General features: G+C 64.4%; 10 protein-coding genes. 7 read left to right on the forward strand and 3 right to left on the reverse strand.

What is annotated here, in order from left to right; genetic code table 11:
- The first annotated feature begins 13 nt into the window (after positions 1–13).
- Positions 14–796, forward strand: coding sequence for a hypothetical protein (locus tag ACFPN5_RS22720; RefSeq protein ID WP_379786122.1), 783 nt, complete (start codon positions 14–16; stop codon positions 794–796).
- A 20-nt stretch (positions 797–816) separates the two neighbouring features.
- Here the strand turns inward: ACFPN5_RS22720 and ACFPN5_RS22725 are convergent, their stop codons facing one another.
- Positions 817–2,484: a sodium:solute symporter family transporter gene (locus ACFPN5_RS22725; protein WP_379786123.1), complete on the reverse strand. Its 1,668-nt coding sequence runs from the start codon at positions 2,482–2,484 to the stop codon at positions 817–819.
- A gap of 265 nt (positions 2,485–2,749) precedes the next feature.
- On the opposite strand from ACFPN5_RS22725, the gene ACFPN5_RS22730 reads away from it, so the two are divergent.
- The 3 genes from ACFPN5_RS22730 to ACFPN5_RS22740 all read left to right on the forward strand — a co-directional run bounded on the left by ACFPN5_RS22730 (position 2,750) and on the right by ACFPN5_RS22740 (position 10,514).
- Entirely contained in the window at positions 2,750–6,058 is a 3,309-nt protein-coding gene (locus tag ACFPN5_RS22730; RefSeq protein ID WP_379786124.1) for a discoidin domain-containing protein, read from the forward strand.
- A 203-nt stretch (positions 6,059–6,261) separates the two neighbouring features.
- Positions 6,262–9,417, forward strand: a complete 3,156-nt coding sequence (locus ACFPN5_RS22735) for a TonB-dependent receptor (protein ID WP_379786125.1) — start codon at positions 6,262–6,264, stop codon at positions 9,415–9,417.
- A gap of 68 nt (positions 9,418–9,485) precedes the next feature.
- On the forward strand, positions 9,486–10,514 hold the full coding sequence (locus ACFPN5_RS22740; RefSeq protein ID WP_379786126.1) for a glycoside hydrolase family 43 protein: 1,029 nt from the start codon (positions 9,486–9,488) through the stop codon (positions 10,512–10,514).
- A 34-nt stretch (positions 10,515–10,548) separates the two neighbouring features.
- On the opposite strand, the gene ACFPN5_RS22745 is transcribed toward ACFPN5_RS22740, so the two are convergent.
- Positions 10,549–10,908 carry a VOC family protein gene (locus ACFPN5_RS22745; protein ID WP_379786127.1) on the reverse strand — a complete coding sequence of 120 codons (360 nt, stop codon included), beginning with the start codon at positions 10,906–10,908 and terminating at the stop codon, positions 10,549–10,551.
- A gap of 621 nt (positions 10,909–11,529) precedes the next feature.
- On the opposite strand from ACFPN5_RS22745, the gene ACFPN5_RS22750 reads away from it, so the two are divergent.
- The 3 genes from ACFPN5_RS22750 to ACFPN5_RS22760 all read left to right on the forward strand — a co-directional run bounded on the left by ACFPN5_RS22750 (position 11,530) and on the right by ACFPN5_RS22760 (position 13,545).
- Positions 11,530–12,612 carry a S41 family peptidase gene (locus ACFPN5_RS22750; protein ID WP_379786128.1) on the forward strand — a complete coding sequence of 361 codons (1,083 nt, stop codon included), beginning with the start codon at positions 11,530–11,532 and terminating at the stop codon, positions 12,610–12,612.
- 183 nt (positions 12,613–12,795) lie between these two features.
- Positions 12,796–13,050: a hypothetical protein gene (locus ACFPN5_RS22755; protein ID WP_379786129.1), complete on the forward strand. Its 255-nt coding sequence runs from the start codon at positions 12,796–12,798 to the stop codon at positions 13,048–13,050.
- A gap of 177 nt (positions 13,051–13,227) precedes the next feature.
- Positions 13,228–13,545 (forward strand): hypothetical protein, encoded by a 318-nt coding sequence (locus ACFPN5_RS22760; protein ID WP_379786130.1) that lies wholly within the window; start codon positions 13,228–13,230, stop codon positions 13,543–13,545.
- Between the two features lie 425 nt (positions 13,546–13,970).
- Here ACFPN5_RS22760 and ACFPN5_RS22765 read toward each other — a convergent pair whose 3' ends face one another.
- A complete protein-coding gene (locus ACFPN5_RS22765) occupies positions 13,971–17,003 on the reverse strand; it encodes a TonB-dependent receptor (protein WP_379786131.1) in 3,033 nt (1,010 codons plus the stop codon).
- Positions 17,004–17,228 lie beyond the last annotated feature (225 nt).

Below are 17,228 nucleotides of genomic sequence, written 5' to 3' on the forward strand. Positions count from 1 at the left end.
CCATGCGCGAACAATGAAAACCAAAGCACTGCAGTACAAGTACCTTCCCTGGGCCGCCGCTGCCGCACTCCTCGGAGTCGCGGCCTTCGCCATTGCCCAGGCCGGGGTAGCGGACGACGGCGCCTGCGGCCTCGGCTTGCCGCCGGGTCACCCAGGCTTTGCCCAGCAGGAAGCGCAGCAAGCGGCCGAGGTGGAGCAGAACGGATTTTTGCGGGCCTGCAAGGCAAACCTTGAGCGCTATTCGGTGACATTCTTCCCGCTAGCCCTGGCAGGAACGGGGCTGGCCTTCGAGCCGGTCGACCTGGCCGGCACGCCGTTTGCGCGCCTGAACAGCCTTGGCGGCAGGTCCGAAAGGATGAGCGGTACGCCGTCGCGCTTCTACCGCGGATTCCGCACCGTGGAGGGCCATACGCTGACACTGTTCGAGCACGATATGTCCGCGGACGGCTCGAGCATGCACCGCGACCCGAAGCTCGAGCTCGAGCGCGTCAACGGTTTGCCCGCCAGGCTGGTGGTCTTGCAGGCCGGCGCAGGCGAGGCGGTGTCGGTGCTCTCCTGGTTGCAGGGGCGGCGGTATTACGAACTCTGGCTCGAGGCGAATGCCGCGCGCGACCCCTTGCGCCGGCAATTGTTCGCGCTGGCCGAGTCGCTGCCGCCGTCGATTCCGGGCTGCCCCAAGGAGATACCGCCCAAGCGCGTCTCGTTGGGCGCTGACGGCTTTCCGGATATACCGATGCCACTTGTGCTGACCCAGGAGCAGGTGGACGCGATGGACGCGCCGCGCCCCTGCAGGTGAGCGACGCTAGGCGCCCCTGATCACCAAAGTCCGCCATAGATTGCCGACAGCAGCACGCAGATGACCGCCGAACCGAGCGCAAAGGCGCCATCCACGCGGAACAGCTTGCGGTCGACGTGGAAGCTGCGCACCCGGTCACGCGCACCGAAGGTGCTGATCAGGAACATGCCGGCAATGACCAGCCAGAACACGATGAAGGTGCGGTCCAGGAACGGAATCTCATAGGTGCCCGTACCGTTGTCGACCGCAAAGCCGATCGGCGCCAGGAAGGACAGGTCCATCATCCCCGGCAGGAACTTCAGGAAGATCGAGAACACCAGGCCGCCGATGGTGGCGAACATGGCCGCCGGCGCGGTCGTCTTCTTCCAGAAGAAGCCGAGCAGGAACATGGCCAGGATGCCCGGCGAGACGAAGCCCGTGTATTCCTGGATGTACTGGAAGCCGCCCTTCTTGTCGATGCCCAGCAGCGGGGCGATCAGCACGGCGATCGCCATGGCGACCACGGTCGTCACGCGGCCGACCCAGACCATGCGCGCTTCGCTGGCCTCGGGGTTGAACTTCGGCTTGTAGATGTCGAGCGTGAAGATGGTGGCGATGCTGTTGGCCTTGCCGGCCAGGGAAGCCACGATGGCCGCCGTCAGCGCGGCAAAGGCGACGCCCTTCAGGCCCGACGGCAGCATGGCCAGCAGGGTTGGATAGGCGCGGTCGGGATTGAGTTCGCCACCGACGCGCATGGCGTCGCCCAGGGTGCCGGAGCGGTCCAGCGCAAACGCCGCGATACCCGGCAGCACGACGATGATCGGCATCAGGAGTTTCAGGAACGCCGCGAACAGCAGGCCCTTGCGTGCGGTGGTCAGGTCCGCGCCGAGCGCGCGCTGGGTGATGTACTGGTTGCAGCCCCAGTAGCTCAGGTTGACGATCCACAGGCCGCCGATCAGGGTCGACAGGCCGGGCAGGTCCATGTAGTTCGGGTTGTCGCGCGACAGGACCATGTCGAAGTGGCCGCGGGTGCTGGCGAACAGTTCGCTCACGCCGTGCATGGCGCCTTGTCCGCCCGAGAGGCGGGCGACGAGGTCGAGCGCGATCCAGGTGGTCACCAGGCCGCCGATGATCAGGCACAGCACCTGGATCACGTCGGTGTAGCCGATCACCTTCATGCCGCCCAGGGTGATGATGGTGGCGAAGATCGCCAGGAACAGCATGCAGGGCAGCATGCCGATCGGGGCGATACTGTTGATCGCCAGCGCACCCAGATACAGGATCGCGGTCAGGTTGACGACGATGTACAGGGCCAGCCAGAACACGGCCATCGTGGTGGCCACCGCCTTGCCGTAGCGCTGCTCGAGGAACTGCGGCATCGTGTAGATGCGGTTCTTCAGGTAGACCGGCATGAAGAACACGGCGACGATGACGAGGGTGGCGGCGGCCATCAGTTCGTACACGGCGATCGCCATGCCGATCTTGAAGCCGGCACCGCTCATGCCGATGAACTGCTCGGCCGAGATGTTCGAGGCGATCAGGGAGGCGCCGATGGCCCACCAGGTGAGCGAGCCTTCGGCGAGAAAATAGTCGTGCGAGGCCTTGCCGGAGGTGGCGCGTTTCTTTCGGTAGACCCACAGGCCGTAGCCGGCGACGATCAGGAAATAGACAAGGAAGACGAAGGAATCGAGGGCGGAAAAGAGGGTCATGAAACGGCGCCGTAGGTAGGTGCGCGGTGGTCTCGCGCAGTGTCTCGTAATGGAACGGTGCGTGTCAGCCCGTCCGCTTTATGTTCGTGGTGCTCTCAAACATCCACGTGGACGAAATCTTTGCACAGTTGAGGGCCGCTGACTGATGTCAGGGTGAAACGCTCAATTAGTTGATCATTTGCATCGAATTCCGCGCACAGCCCCGTGCAACAATCCTCGGCACAAGAATATGCGGCTGACACGTGCCGCCAGCCGGGGACACCAATTGAATACAACGATCCGCTTCACCCTGCCTGCGCTCGTAGCAGCAGCCTTCCTGATCATCACGCCCGCGCGTGCCGCCGAGGTACTCGACCTGTCCGGCACCTGGCGCTTCGCGCTCGACCGCACGGACGTGGGCGTGGCCCAGGGCTGGCCGCAGCGGACCCTGGCCGGCAGCATCCGCCTGCCCGGCATCCTCAACGCCCAGGGCCATGGCGACCCGATCAGCGCCAGCACGCCCTGGGTGTTGTCGCTCTACGACAGGCAGTGGCACCAGCGCGACGACTACAAGGCCTACACGAAAGACGGACAGGTGAAGGTGCCCTTCCTGAGCCAGCCGCCGCGCCACTACCTGGGCGCCGCCTGGTACGCGCGCGACGTGGTCGTGCCGCCGAAGTGGCAGGGCAAGCGCATCACGCTCTTCATGGAACGCCCGCGCTGGGGTTCGACGGTGTGGGTCGACGGGCGCGAAGTGGGCGCCAGCCGCAGCCTGGTGGCCGAGCATGTGATGGACCTCGGCATGCTCGCGCCCGGCAAGCACCACATCGCCGTGCGCGTGGACAGCCGCAACCTGTTGGCGTACCGGCCGGACTCGCACAGCGTGTCGGACTCGCTCGGCATGAGCTGGAACGGCATCGTCGGCAAGATCGAATTGCGCGCCACCAGCCCGGTGTACATCGACGACGCCCAGGTCTATCCGAACGTGGAGGAACGCAGCGCCCGCGTGGCGCTACGCATCGGCAACGCCAGCGGCCGGGCGGGCAGCGGCGTGGTCACGGCAAACGGACAGCGCATCCCGGTCAGCTGGAAGGATGACGGCGGCAGCGTCGAGTTCACCGTGCAGTATCCGAAGAACGCGCAGCTGTGGGACGAGTTCAACCCGGCGCTGCAAAAGCTCAAGCTCGCACTGACCGGGGAGGGCGCCTCGCGCGGTGCCCTTGATGCGCGCCAGCTCTCCTTTGGTTTTGTGCAGATCCGCGCCCAAGGCAGCGACATGCTGGTCAATGGCCGGCCGGTCTTCATGCGCGGCACCCACCACGGCGGCGATTTTCCATTGACCGGTTATCCGCCGACCGATGTCGCCTACTGGAAGAAGATCTTCAGGATCAACAAGGCCTGGGGCATCAACCACGTGCGCTTCCACTCCTTCAATCCGCCCGAGGCGGCCTTTCAGGCAGCCGACGAGGTGGGCATCTACCTGCAGCCGGAACCGGGCATGTGGAACAACGTCTCCCCGGGCACGCCGATGGAGGCCATGCTGTACGAGGAAACCGACCGCATGATCCGCGCCTATGGCAACCACCCGTCCTTCCTGCTGCTCAGTCCCAGCAACGAGCCCTCGGGGCGCTGGAAGCTGGCCTTCGACAAATGGATCGCCCACTACAAGGCGCGCGATCCGCGCCGCCTGTACACCAATGGCACCGGCCACACCGAGCCCTCGGTGCCGGAAGTGGACAAGGGCACCGACTACCTGGCGATCCAGCGCATCGGGCCGAAACCGCTGAGGAACAAGACCGGCTGGTTCGGGCGCGACTATGCGGCTTCCCTGGAAGGCATCAATGTGCCGGTGCTGGCGCACGAGACCGGCCAGTGGGTGGCCTATCCCGACTTTTCCATCATCGACAAGTTCACCGGCTACCTCAAGCCAGGCAATTACGAGATCTTCCGCGATTCGGCCAAAGCCCACGGGGTGCTGGAGAAGAACCGCGCGTTCGCCCTGGCGTCGGGCAAGTGGCAGCTGGCCAGCTACAAGGAAGAGATCGAAGCGGTCCTGCGCACGCGCGGCATGAGCGGCTTCCAGCTGCTCGACCTGCACGACTACCTCGGCCAGGGCACGGCCCTCGTCGGCGTGCTCGACACCTTCTGGGAGCCGAAGGGCTATGCCACGGCCGAGGAGTTCCGCCGCTTCAATGGCGAAACCGTGCCGCTGGCACGCGTCACCAAGCTGGTGCTGACCACGAAGGACCGCTTCCAGGTGCCGGTCGAGATCGCGCACTACGGGCAGAACCCGATCGCGGGCGCCCGGCCATGGTGGCGCATCGAGGACGCGCGTGGCAAGACCGTGCTCGAGGGGCGCTTCGATACGCTGGCGGTCCCGATCGGGAAGAACACGCCGCTCGGCCGCATCGACGCCAGCCTTGCGAATCTGCCGGCCCCCGGCCAGTACAAGCTGGTGGTCGGTTTGAGCGACACCCGCGTGGCCAACGACTGGAAGTTCTGGCTGTATCCCGAAGAGAATGCTGCCGCCGCGCCGCCGGCGGTGCTGGTGACGAATTCGTGGAACGAGGCCGAAGCGCGCCTGGCTGCCGGTGGCAATGTGCTCTACATGCCGAGAAAAGCGGACCTCGACTGGACCTCGCCGCCGCTGGCCGACGTGCCGGTGTTCTGGAACCGGCTGATGAACCCGGGCTGGGGGCGCATGCTGGGCCTGTTGGTCGATCCGAAGCACGCGGCGTTGGCCGGCTTCCCGACGATGGAACACTTCGACTGGCAGTGGAGCGAACTGGTGAGCGGCGCGCGCGCCATGAACCTGGACCGCCTGCCGCGCGGCTTGCAGCCGATCGTGCAGCCGATCGACGACTGGAACCGCAACTACAAGCTCGGCACCCTGTTCGAAGCGCGCGTCGGCAGCGGGCGCCTGGTGGTCTCGACCTTCGACCTCGCCAGCCGCCTGGAGTCGCGCCCGGTGGCGCGCCAGCTGCGCCGCTCGGTGCTCGATTACATGACCGGCCCGGCGTTCGCGCCGAAGACAGCGGTGGCGCCGGCAGCCCTGCGCGCGACCCTGTTCGACACCAGCGTGATGAAGAAGCTCGGCGCCACGGCCAGCGGCTGGCCCGATGCCGCCAACACCATCGACGGCGACCCGAACACCTATGCGCTGGTCGCGGTGCGCGGCGACGTGCCGCGTCCGCAGCCGGCCCTGACGGTCAGCTTCGCCGCCCCGGTGCCCTTCACCGGCCTGGTGCTGATGCCGCGCCAGAACCACCGCGAGCACGAAGGCGACGTGCGCGAGTGGCTGATCGAAGCCAGCGACGACGGCAAGGCCTGGCGCGAAATCAAACGCGCCACGCTCGGTTCGACTTTCGATCCGCAGACCGTCAGCTTCGACGCAGCTGTGACGGCGCGCCACCTGAAGCTTACTTCGCTGTCCGGCTTCGGCACCGACCGCGCCAGCGCGCTGGCCGACGTCGCCGTGGTCTACGCAGGGCCGGCGCTTCCCGAGGATGAGAACGACCTGGAATACAAGCGGTCGCGGGCGGCGTCCACCGATATCGATGAATCCGGGATGGAAGAGCGCAAGCCGAAGCGCTAGGGTGGTTCCGCTTTGCCGGGCGGTCGCTCATGGCGGTCGCACCGCCTTCCAATCACCACCGCGCACCATTCCCGTGCATCCGGTCGGTTTCAATCACCTCCGTGATTCTTTCCGCGCACCATAAAAATGCGCCACCCATCGCACATAGAATGTTTCGAAGGCAGGGCACGACACCACCGACAGCTGCCACAGGAGACGATGTGATGACCAAACGATTTATACGAACTACCGTGATCAACCGCACCCGCTGCGCCAGCGCGGTAGCTGCCGTCGTGGCCATGCTGGCCGCGCAAGGCGCGCTCGCGCAGCAGGCGGCACCTGCACCCGCCAATGAGGCGCCAGCCCAGGCCACGCCCGCGGCCCAGGCCAACGGCACCGCCACCAGCACCGCCACCAGCGACAGCCAGGCCGCGCCGGCCGTCGTCTACGTGGCCGGCACGCGCCGCTCGGTGGCCTCCGCCATCGACCGCAAGCTGCGCGCCGGTACCGTGTCGGACTCGATCGTGGCCGAAGACATCGGCCAGTTCCCGGACAAGAACGTTGGCGAAGCCCTGTCGCGCGTGACCGGCGTGCAGCTCTCGCGCGACTTCGGCGAAGGCTCGCAAGTATCGATCCGCGGCGTCGAGCCGGACCTGAACCGCATCGAGATCAACGGCATGTCGGTGCTCGGCACGAGCGGCAACGCCGGCCGCGGCGCCGAACTGCGCGAACTGGCCTCCGAGCTGATCGGCTCGATCGACGTCTACAAAGGCATCACCGCCGACATGACCGAAGGCGGCGTCGGCGGCACCGTCAGCATCAAGACCCGCAAACCGCTCGACTTCAAGAAGCCGACCATCGCCACCACCGTCTCGGCCGAGCAGTCCTCGTCGCGCGGCGGCGTGCAGCCGCGCGGGAACCTGGTCCTGGCCGACAAATACCTCGACGGCAAGCTGGGCGTGATGGCCAATATCGTCTACGACAAGGTCCACACCCGCAACGATTACGCGCGCAACACCTCGTGGCGCTTCCTGCAGGACTGGGACGGCTCGCCCGAAAAAACCGTCAACAGCATCGATCCGGCCGTGGGCGCGGTGACCAGCGCCGCGGGCTGCTCGACCGCGGGCCTGACTGCCGCCCAGCAGACCGCCTGCCGCACCCAGTGGTTCGACTATTCGCCCGGCATTGCGCGCTACGGCATCTGGACGCGCGACCACAAGCGCTCGTCGGGCGAACTCACCGCCCAGTACCAGTTCAGCAAGAACTTCAGCGCCTGGGCCAGCTATCAGGCCAACACCCAGCGCCAGCGCCTGAACGACCGCAATTTCGGCACCGACTTCGGCAACGCCAACCGCCTCGCCGACACGGGCCGGGCGCCGGTCTACAGCGCCACCGGCGTGCCGTCGGGCGGGACATGCACCACGCCGGCCACGACGCCGTCGTCGATGGTCGTGCAGAACCATTACGTCACCTCGTACACGGTCGGGCAGTGCCTGAACGTGGCCGGGCAGGGCGGCCAGGGCGCCTTCAGCACCTCCGCACGCGACTTCCAGCTCGACATCGATTCGCGCTATGCCTCCACCGGCTTCAACTTCAAGCAGGACCGCCTGGAAGTCGAAGGCCTGCTCGGCACCTCGAAGTCGGACTACAACAGCGACAGCAACAGCATCGTGCTGACCCAGAACGCGCCTGGCCTGAAGGTTACGCTCGATTCGAAGGGCCTGCCGCACTTCGACTTCCCGGCCGCCTACAATCCGGACAACGCCAGCTCCTACACGCAGGCGCAGCTGCAATACCGCCCGAGCGAAACCAAGAACGAGGAAAGCCAGGCCAAGATCGATTTCAAATACCGCCTCAGCACCCCGTTCTTCACCAAGCTCTGGTTCGGCGCGCAGGCGCGCGACGCCTCGTCCAGCCAGTACGGGGCCGGCGGTTACCTGTTGCGGGACGGTGTCAACGTAACCGGCGCCAACGTCAACCAGACCGCCGTCTATGATCCGCTCTACACCGGTACGGCCCAGCGTGCGAACGACGCCCAGAGCTTCATCAACCGCAACTTCTCCACCCGCTACGTGAACGCGGGGCAGATGGCCAGCATCGTGAACGCGGTGGCGGGACGTTCGCCAGGCACCTTCTTCAACGGCTACGACAAGGTGTCGGGCCTGCCAGGCAGCTGGATGTCGCCGGTGTACGCCAACGCGGTGCCGTTCTTCGATACCTCGAACTTCAACCACGGCAACCTGTACTCCGCACTGGGCAGCGACGGCAAGACCTACCCGCAGATCCCGGTCTTCGCCGCCGAGGAGAAAATCGCCGCGACCTACCTTCGCCTGGACTACGGCACCCAGGTGCTCGGCTACGAGGTCGATGGCAATATCGGCGTGCGCTATACCCGCACCCGCAACGAAGTGTCGGGCCTGGCCCGCTTCCAGCAGCGCGTCGCCAGCACGGCGGCTGCGGGTTACACCGACAACATCGTCAGCAACGAGATCGCCACCTTCGACAACACTTACAACGACGTGCTGCCGAGCTTTAACGGCACGGTCTGGTTCATCGACAACAAGCTGCTGGCCCGTGTCGGCTGGGCGAAAGCGATGGCGCGCCCGCGCATCGACCTGCTGGCGCCGAACGCCACCTGCACCCGTGGCAGCGGCAGCGCGCAGTTTGGCGGCGATGGTATCGACGATTGCACGGCCGGTAATCCGAACCTCAAACCCTACCGCTCGACCAACACCGACCTCAGCTTCGAGTACTACCCGACCCGCGACAGCCAGCTCTCCCTGGCCCTGTTCAAGAAGGATATTTCGAGCTATGTGATGGAGCGGGTGCTCGTCAGGAACGTCGACGTGTTCCGCAACGGCGAACTGTTCGACGTGACCATGCCGGTCAACGGCCAGGGCGCGACCACCAAGGGCATCGAGCTGGCCGGGCGTACCGCCTTGACCTTCCTGCCGGGCTGGCTGAGCGGCTTCGGCGTCGATGCCAACTACACGCGCATGGACTACAAGTATGCGAAGGGGACCGAACGCCTGAACATCCTGGACGGCAGCGTGCTGTCCTACCCGGGCATGTCGAAGAACGCGTACAACCTGTCGCTCTGGTACGACCAGGGGCCGCTCAATGCGCGCCTGGCCTACAACGCCCGCGACCGCTTCTTCACGGGCTCGAACGACGTCTCGGGCAACCCGGTCTACCAGGAAAAGACGGGCTTCCTCGATGCGAAGATCCAGTGGCGCTTCAACGACAACGTCAGCATCGCGCTGGAAGGCAAGAACCTGACCGACCAGGCCCAGATCACCGACGCCGGCGACCTGTTCCGCATCAACGAGCTGGCCTGGTCGGGACGGCGCTATTACCTGAGCCTCTCGATCAAGAACTGATTTCATCCACCGTGTCTCCTGCGCCAGTCGAGTTGTCTTAGACTGGCGTTTTTTTGTCTGGAGGAATAATGCTCCGTATGACTGTTGCGGCCGCCTTGCTGGCCGGCCTGTTTTCCAGCGTTCCCGTCATGGCCGACGCCACGTCGTTCGCCAACCCGCTGGTGCGCCAGCGTGCCGACCCGCACGTGACCCTGCATTCCGACGGCTGGTATTACTTCACCGCGACCGTCCCCGAATACGACCGCATCGAACTGCGCCGGGCGCGCTCGCTCGATGCGCTGGGCCGCGCCGAGGCGCAGGTGGTCTGGCGCAAGCACGCCACGGGCGAGATGGGCGCGCACATCTGGGCGCCGGAGCTGCACCACATCGACGGCAAGTGGTACCTCTACTTCACCGCCGGCCGCGCCGACAAGATCTGGGAAATCCGCCTGTATGTGCTCGAGAACGCGTCGCCCAATCCGATGCAGGGCCAGTGGATCGAGCGCGGGCAGCTGAAAACCGGGTGGGAATCGTTTGCGCTCGATGCGACCACCTTCGCGCACCGCGGCCAGCGTTACCTCTCGTGGACGCAGCGCGCGCCGGACGGCAGCCCGGGCACCAACATCTATCTCGCGAAGATGAACACGCCGCTGTCGATCACGGGGCCGGCCGTGCTGCTGACCCGCCCGGAATACGGGTGGGAGAAGATGAAGTACGAGGTGAACGAGGCGCCCGCCGTGCTGGTGAAGAACGGGAAGGTGTTCATGACCTACTCGGCCAGTGCGACCGACGCCAACTATGCAATGGGTCTCCTGACCGCATCGGCCGACGCCAACCTGCTCGACCCGAAGGCCTGGACCAAGTCGCCCGAACCGGTGTTCAAGAGCAGTGCGGCGAATGGGCAGTGGGGGCCGGGGCACAACGGGTTCACGACCACGCCGGACGGCAAGACCGACATCCTGGTCTACCATGCGCGCAATTACCGGGACATCGTCGGCGACTCGCTGCGCGACCCGAACCGGCATACGCGGGCGCAGGCGATTCGCTGGCGCGCCGATGGCACGCCGGAGTTCGGCGGGCCGGTTGCGGATGCGGTGCAGGGTGGTGCCGGGCGCTGAACCACATGGAACGGATGTCGTTCTGCCGGCGTGGTCATGCCGGCGCGAAGGGGCGAGCGGGCGGCGTCGCCAGCGTGACGACATTGCCGTCGGGATCGCGCAGCTGCGCTAGCGTCGAATAGTCGCCCGGAATGTCGTCCCCGAGCGCGATCCCCAGGCCCTGCAGCCGGCGGCGCTCGGCGGCGAGATCGTCGACGTAAAGGAACAGCACACCCTTGCCGGCTATTTCGTCGCTACTTGAAAGCATCAACCCAGCATGGTCGAAGAGCTCCCAGTGCACCAGCGTGGCCATCGGCCGGTGATCAGGTCCGCGACCGAGCAGTTTGGTGTACCAGGCTTCGGCCGAAGCAAGGTCTGCGGTGAGCAATGCGGCATAGATCTTCTGCGGATTCATTGATTCTCCTCCACGCGAACGCTGTGTGGCCGATGCCGGCAATGACCACGAAGGCGCCCATTCTATGCCCAACGTGCAAAGGCGCCTGACTCCGCATTCAACAGGACAGCGCATGCCTTGATGCAGGACAGTGAGCCGTCGTGCACGGCGCTTCGACTGACCGTGAACAGCACTAGGAGCGCCTGACAAGACTTCCTGCTTGTCCACGGGGTAACAAGTTCGTACACTGTGCCGTTCTGAATGTCCATTGTCGAAGCGATACCGACCATTAAAGGGCTGGCAGACCGCGCTCGCAAACGGCTTGGCCGCTGGCGTTGGATCGTCGAACGAACCCTTGGGTGGCTCCATCGAATCCCCAGATTGCGAATCCAGGACTAGCGCCACGCGAACATTCATCAAGCTGTTCTCTTGCCGGCCCGCTCGCTCATCTGCCGGAGATACGTTGACTCGTCGTCAGCATCAGCCCGCCCCAGCCATACTCCTATCATTAGCATTTATTATTGCTATCAAATGGAAGTCATTGTGCTATCCTCGACTAACTTCTCTACCTCATTGATGAAGTAATCGTTTCCTGTATACCCAATTAACATCGAAACTTGCGCGCCACAATCAGAGGAAAAAATGAAAAACAAATGGATTGTCATACCGTCTTTGCTGGTGCTGACCATGACCAGCGCAGTTGCCGCACCACCTTCGCAGCGGCTTCCTGGTGACGAAAACCGGTCCGAATCAAGGTTGGTGGTCGATCGCGCGACGCAGCTGGAGGTGATCGACACGCTGGTAAAAAAATTGAATGACCACTATATTTTTCCCGACAAGGCCAGGCAAATCGAAACGGCGCTGCGCCAGCGCCAGCGGGAAGGCAAGTACGACGCCATGTCGGACGGCAAACAGTTTGCAATACAGCTCACGGACGACATCCGCGCCGTTGTCCGTGACCTGCATATGTCGGTATTTTTCAGCCCCAGACCGGTCCCGGCCGACGATGCAGCCGGACCGCCACCCGCGTCGCAAGCGGAGTGGGAGCAACGCGTCCCCGCCGACAAGCGCCAGGTCATGCGCCAGATGGCAAACCGCAGCGTGGAACAGGTCGAACACTTGACGCCCAGGATCGGTTACCTGAAGGTGTCCGGCTTCCCGCCGTCTTTCCTCATGGCCGAAAGGTACGCCGCGGCGATGAACGAACTCGCCGATACCGACGGCCTCATCGTGGACCTGCGCAACAACGGCGGCGGCGCGCCGGACGCGGTCGCCTTACTGGTCAGCTATTTCGTCGACCAGCGCACGCGCCTCAACGACATCTGGGATCGCGATACCGGCATCTCCACGCAGTATTGGACGCAAGACAAGCTCGACGGCAAACGCTATGGCGGCAAGAAGCCGGTCATCATCCTGGCCGGCGCCGGCACGAAGTCCGCCGGGGAAGACTTCGCCTACACGATGCAGGCCATGAAACGCGCCACGGTGGTGGGCGAGCGGACCTGGGGCGGCGCCCACCCCGCGCGCCCTTATCGCCTTAGCGAAAATTTCCTTGCCGTGATACCCGGCCGGCGCACGATCAGTCCGATTACTCAGACCAACTGGGAGGGCGTGGGCGTCGTTCCGGACGTCGCGGCGAAACCCGACGATGCGCTTGCGGTGGCCAGGGACCTACTGCAGCGCCGGCTTCACGGCAGCACCCCGCCCGCCGCCGCGGGACAGTGATGCTGGGGACGAACCTCCCTGCGCCGGGCGGTGCGTCTGGCGCAGTCCGAGCGGAGCGGACAGAGGTCTAACTCGACCGCGCAGCCGCCTGCGACCGGTGCCCACTGACCGGCCGCAGGCGGCCAGAAGCGGTCCTCTGACAACCCACCAACCCGATCAGCTTGGAAACTTAAAGATCCTTAGATGAAACTTTCCCGGAACGAGCGCGAGACCTTAATCGGAGCAGCGGTGGTAGGTATCGTAATGGGCATCTTCTTCGGGGTTTGCACCGTCGCTTTCAGCAGCGAGTACGAGCCAGCCGCTTTGTCTGACTGGTCGACCATAGGCGAGGCGATGCCGAGCTTTTTCGCTGGCCTTCTACTGGCGTTTGTCCCGTTCGGTTTGGCACGAGTTCTGATCGGACGTTTCAAGTCCAGTGCTGGAAGTAAGAGCCGCTGACGGCAGACTGAAAGCGAAAACGGTCCGAGCCATAGGTCTGCTTTGCGTCGGTTGCGGCCGTTCCTAACAATCTGTGATTTTCCGTACTTCGGACCTGCTATGCTGAGATCAACAGCCGGGTTCGGCCATAAGCGGCCTTTTCAGAACTCGTCTCATTGATCGATGAGCGCAAGCTACATGAAAAACATTTTCTTACACCTTTTTGTAGCGATGATGGCAGCGTTGATCTCTAGCCTGGTGCCGCGCGAGGTCGTCGCGCTGATACCAGGAAGCGAGGACTGCGTTCAGGGTTGCACCTTTGTGGCCGGCGGTTGGCCTGTCGCATACCTAGTGGACCATCACGGAATCTCTCCTGTTGGCTCGGTATCGTTAATCATGGGATTTGTCGGCGCGGATCACATCCGAACGCCAGAATTTCTACTGACATTCATGTTCTGGCTAATGGTCTCCGTGGTGCTATGGAATGGATTGAAGCGTCTGCAACTACATAAATGATCTGGATACAAGGTCCGCAATCGGTCTATTGCGCACGTACCTAACCAACAGTCGGAGCATTAAGATCATGGCCGTGTTTGCAGCCTGACTAATGCCATGGCCGAAGCGCTTCTTCCCGAAGACCTCTGGTGGCTTATCGCCGCTCATTTACCGGCTTACGGTCGATCGCCACGAGCGTCGAGCCGACATTCCCCAAGCCATCCTCTCGCTGGCCTACATACTCATCTGTTGGAGGTACGTGGAAAGGTTCTGTTAGACGCTCCATAAGTCCAGGCGTTGGAACGATTGCAGATTGATCGGGGACGGGACCGCGAATGAAATTGGACACGGATCTGCGCGCCGGCACAGCACCCTCGTAATGTGAAATATTATTACCGAGCCGCGGCCCTGATGAAATATCCTTTCATCAGGGCCGCTTTTCCTCGTCAGAACTTGTAATTTGCCCCCAGCACGAACGAGCGTCCCGAATGCACATACAGCAGCGTGTCGTTGCGCTGCGTATCGCGGCCATAACGCAGCGGGGTGTCGTTCAGGTTCTGCCCCTCGAGGCTCAGGCGCAGGTTCGGCGTCAGGTTGTACGACAGGCTGAAGTCGACATTGGTGGCGCCGTCCACGACCGTGAAGTCGTGCCCGTTCACATCGCCCAGCACGGCCAGCAGGTAGCTTGAGCGGCGCGCGGCCGAGACGCGGGCGCTGAATTTCGCGTCCTCGTAATACAGGGTCAGGTTGTGCGCGCGCGGCGACAGGCCGGTGAAATTCGCCTTCTGGGTCAGCAGCTCGTTGGCGGGCGTGTTTGGATTATCCACGCGCGTGATGTAGGTGATCTTCGATTTGACGTGCGTGTAGTTCGCCAGCAGGCCGAAGTTGCTCCACATGCCGGGCAGGAAGCTGAACGGCGCCTGCAGGTTGAACTCCAGGCCGCGCAGGGGTCCGCCCGGCGTGTTCACCTTGCGGCTCACGACCACGGTGGTGTCGGGCAGCACCGGGCAGACCGGGGTGCCGGTCAGCGAGCAGCCGCCGAATTCCAGCAGCGCATTCGGCAGGCCGAGCGAGGAGTAGGGCGCGCGCTCGGAGACGGTCTGGATGAAGCTGTTGATGTCCTTGTGGAAGTACCCGAGCGAGATCATGGCGCTCTTCGCGTAATACCACTCGGCCTGCACATCGTAGGTCCGGGCGCGGATCGGGTCGAGGTCGGGGTTGCCGATCGAGACCGACTGGGTGGTGTGCGCGACGGTGGCCGATGGCGCCAGGTCGAGATACTCCGGGCGCGACAGCGTCTTGCCGGCCGAGAAGCGCAGGAACACGTCCTTCGGCAATTGCGCCGTCAGGTTCAATGCCGGCAGCCAGTCGCGGTATTTCTTCACGCCGGTATTGGGCTGCAGGCTGCCGTTCACGTTGATCAGGGCGGTCGAGGTGGCCGTGGTTTCCACGCCGCGCACGCCGACGTTGCCGCGCCAGCCGATGCCGAGCAGGTCGTAATTAAAGTCGAGCATGCCGAAGACGGCGTCGATCTTTTCTTCCACGCCGCGGTTGGCCTGGTTCAGCACCGCGTATTCCGATCCCGGCACCCTGGCGCAGTGGCATTCGATGTCGTACACGGCGCGGAACTTGTCGAGGTCCACCGCCGCCCACGAAGTCGGCACGCCGCTCCCGCCCAGGCCGCGGCCGAAGCCGCTGATCTGGCGCGAGATGTCGGCCATCGTCACCCCGCCTGGTAAGGCCAGGCCATTGCCGCCCGAGCCGATCTCCACGCTGCGCCAGTCGTTCTTGCGCGCCGAATAGCCCGAGCGCAGGGTCAGGCGGTCGTTCAATTCCCAGCTGACGTTTGCCTCGGTGGTTTTCAGCTTGTTGCGGGTGTCGAGGTAGCGGCCGACGAACTGGCCGTGCACCGTGCCGTCCGCCTCCTGTGGGCCGAAGCTGAAGCTGTTCGGGTTGCTGACATCGATACCGAAGTTCATCGTCGGCACGTTGCGGTTGTCGCGGAAGTCCCACGAGAAGCCGTTCACGTTCGGCGCGTCGAACTGCACCGTGGCGCGCATCGGCTCGTTCAGGTTCGAGTCCGAGGTACCGTGCAGGAAGTTGAGCTTGACCGTGTCGCTGAACTTGTGGCTGCCCGAGAGCACGTGCTGGCGGAACTTGGTCGTGTAGACGTCGAGCAGGCCTTCGGTGCGCACGTCGACGCCGTTGAAGCGGCCATAGTCCCAGCTGCCGTTGCCATTGAAGTTCGATTCCAGGATCGAGGTCTGCGGCTTGCCGTTGGCCTGGGCCATGGTGCGGCCGAACGAGATCGCGCTGATGTAGTTGTCGTAGCGCTCGTTCGCGAACTTGCCGTACATCAGGTCGAGGTTGAGCTCGGTGCCACTCTTCGGGCGCCACTGGAAGGCGCTGGTCAGGCCGGTGCGCTCGTAATCGGTCTGCGAGCGGCGAAAACGCGGGATGCGCGGGTGGAAGGCCCCGGAGCCGGCAGCGGGCGTCGCCACCGTACCGCCGAAGTTATCGGTACGGCCAAGGACGGCGTTGTAGGCCGCCGGATTCGAGGTGCGCGGCACGCCGAAGCCGCAGGCGGCCGGGGTGATGCCCTTGACGGCATTGTTGGCCGGATTCTGGGGCGTGGCGCCGAGCGGAGAGCAGAAGCCGCCGTCGTCGCTGGCGCTGAGGATCGCCACCGCCTCGTAGCCTTCCTCGGTGGCGCGGCGCTTGGAAAAGGCGCCCGAGATGAGTGCGCCGAACTTGCCGTAGTCGGTGTCCCAGCGGTCCGACAGCAGGGCGGTCACGCGCGGCTGGGTCTTGCGCGACAGTTCATTGTAGAAGGCCTGGCCGCCGATGCTGGCGGTGCGGCCCTTGTAGTCGAAGGGGCGCGCGGTGCGCAGGTCGACGGTGGCGCCGAGCGAACCTTCTTCGATCGCCGCTTCCGAGGTCTTGCGCACCTCCAGGCTGTTGAACAGCTCCGAGGCGAACACCGAAAAGTCGAAGCCGCGGCCGCGATTGGTGCTGCCGTTGATGTCCGAGGCGCCGGTGGCGGCCACGCCCTCGATGCCGTTGATGCGCACGCGCGTGAAACCGGCGTTCAGCCCGCGCACGGTGATCTGCTTGCCCTCGCCGCCGTCGCCGCGCGCCAGCGCCACGCCAGGCACGCGCTGCAGCGATTCGGCCAGGTTCGCATCCGGGAACTTGGCGATGTCCTCGGCCTTGATGACGTCGACGATGCCGTCCGAGTTCTTCTTGGTGGTCAGGGCGCTGTTCAGGCTCGCGCGGAAACCGGTGACGACGACGATGTTTTCTGGCGCGGCGGCCGGGTCTTGCGTAACCGGCTGCTCTGTGGCGGCGGGCGCTGCATCTTGCACCTGCGCCTGGGCCTGCACCGTGGCCAGCATCGCCAGCACGCCCAGGCTGATCAGGCGGCGCCGGCAGCCTGCGGTCGTGCGGGAAGGGTGGAATTGCGCGTCAAGGCGTGTCATCGATCTCGTCTCCATGATGGTCGTGTATGCCCGCAGTCTTGGCGCTGCAGGGCTGTCGTATTGACGCGTCGATGGTAGCGCCGCCAGACCGGCGTAATGACGGGTTACGCATGGCTTCCCGGTAATAATCATGTTGTTGAGTGCTTGCATGGCGATCCGGCAACATGTGCGCAGGACGGGCACAATACGCGCACATATGCTCCCGTGTGGGAGGGCCACGGGAGA

The organism is Massilia niabensis (genome assembly GCF_042655085.1).
In the GTDB taxonomy this organism is placed as follows: Bacteria; Pseudomonadota; Gammaproteobacteria; order Burkholderiales; family Burkholderiaceae_D; genus Telluria; species Telluria niabensis.

Excerpts from the sequence above, each read along its gene's own strand:
- ACFPN5_RS22720 (WP_379786122.1), top strand. The coding sequence starts at position 14 with ATGAAAACCAAAGCACTGCAGTACAAGTACCTTCCCTGGGCCGCCGCT.
- ACFPN5_RS22725 (WP_379786123.1), bottom strand. The coding sequence starts at position 2,484 with ATGACCCTCTTTTCCGCCCTCGATTCCTTCGTCTTCCTTGTCTATTTC.
- ACFPN5_RS22735 (WP_379786125.1), top strand. The coding sequence starts at position 6,262 with ATGACCAAACGATTTATACGAACTACCGTGATCAACCGCACCCGCTGC.
- ACFPN5_RS22740 (WP_379786126.1), top strand. The coding sequence starts at position 9,486 with ATGCTCCGTATGACTGTTGCGGCCGCCTTGCTGGCCGGCCTGTTTTCC.
- ACFPN5_RS22745 (WP_379786127.1), bottom strand. The coding sequence starts at position 10,908 with ATGAATCCGCAGAAGATCTATGCCGCATTGCTCACCGCAGACCTTGCT.
- ACFPN5_RS22750 (WP_379786128.1), top strand. The coding sequence starts at position 11,530 with ATGAAAAACAAATGGATTGTCATACCGTCTTTGCTGGTGCTGACCATG.
- ACFPN5_RS22755 (WP_379786129.1), top strand. The coding sequence starts at position 12,796 with ATGAAACTTTCCCGGAACGAGCGCGAGACCTTAATCGGAGCAGCGGTG.
- ACFPN5_RS22760 (WP_379786130.1), top strand. The coding sequence starts at position 13,228 with ATGAAAAACATTTTCTTACACCTTTTTGTAGCGATGATGGCAGCGTTG.
- ACFPN5_RS22765 (WP_379786131.1), bottom strand. The coding sequence starts at position 17,003 with ATGACACGCCTTGACGCGCAATTCCACCCTTCCCGCACGACCGCAGGC.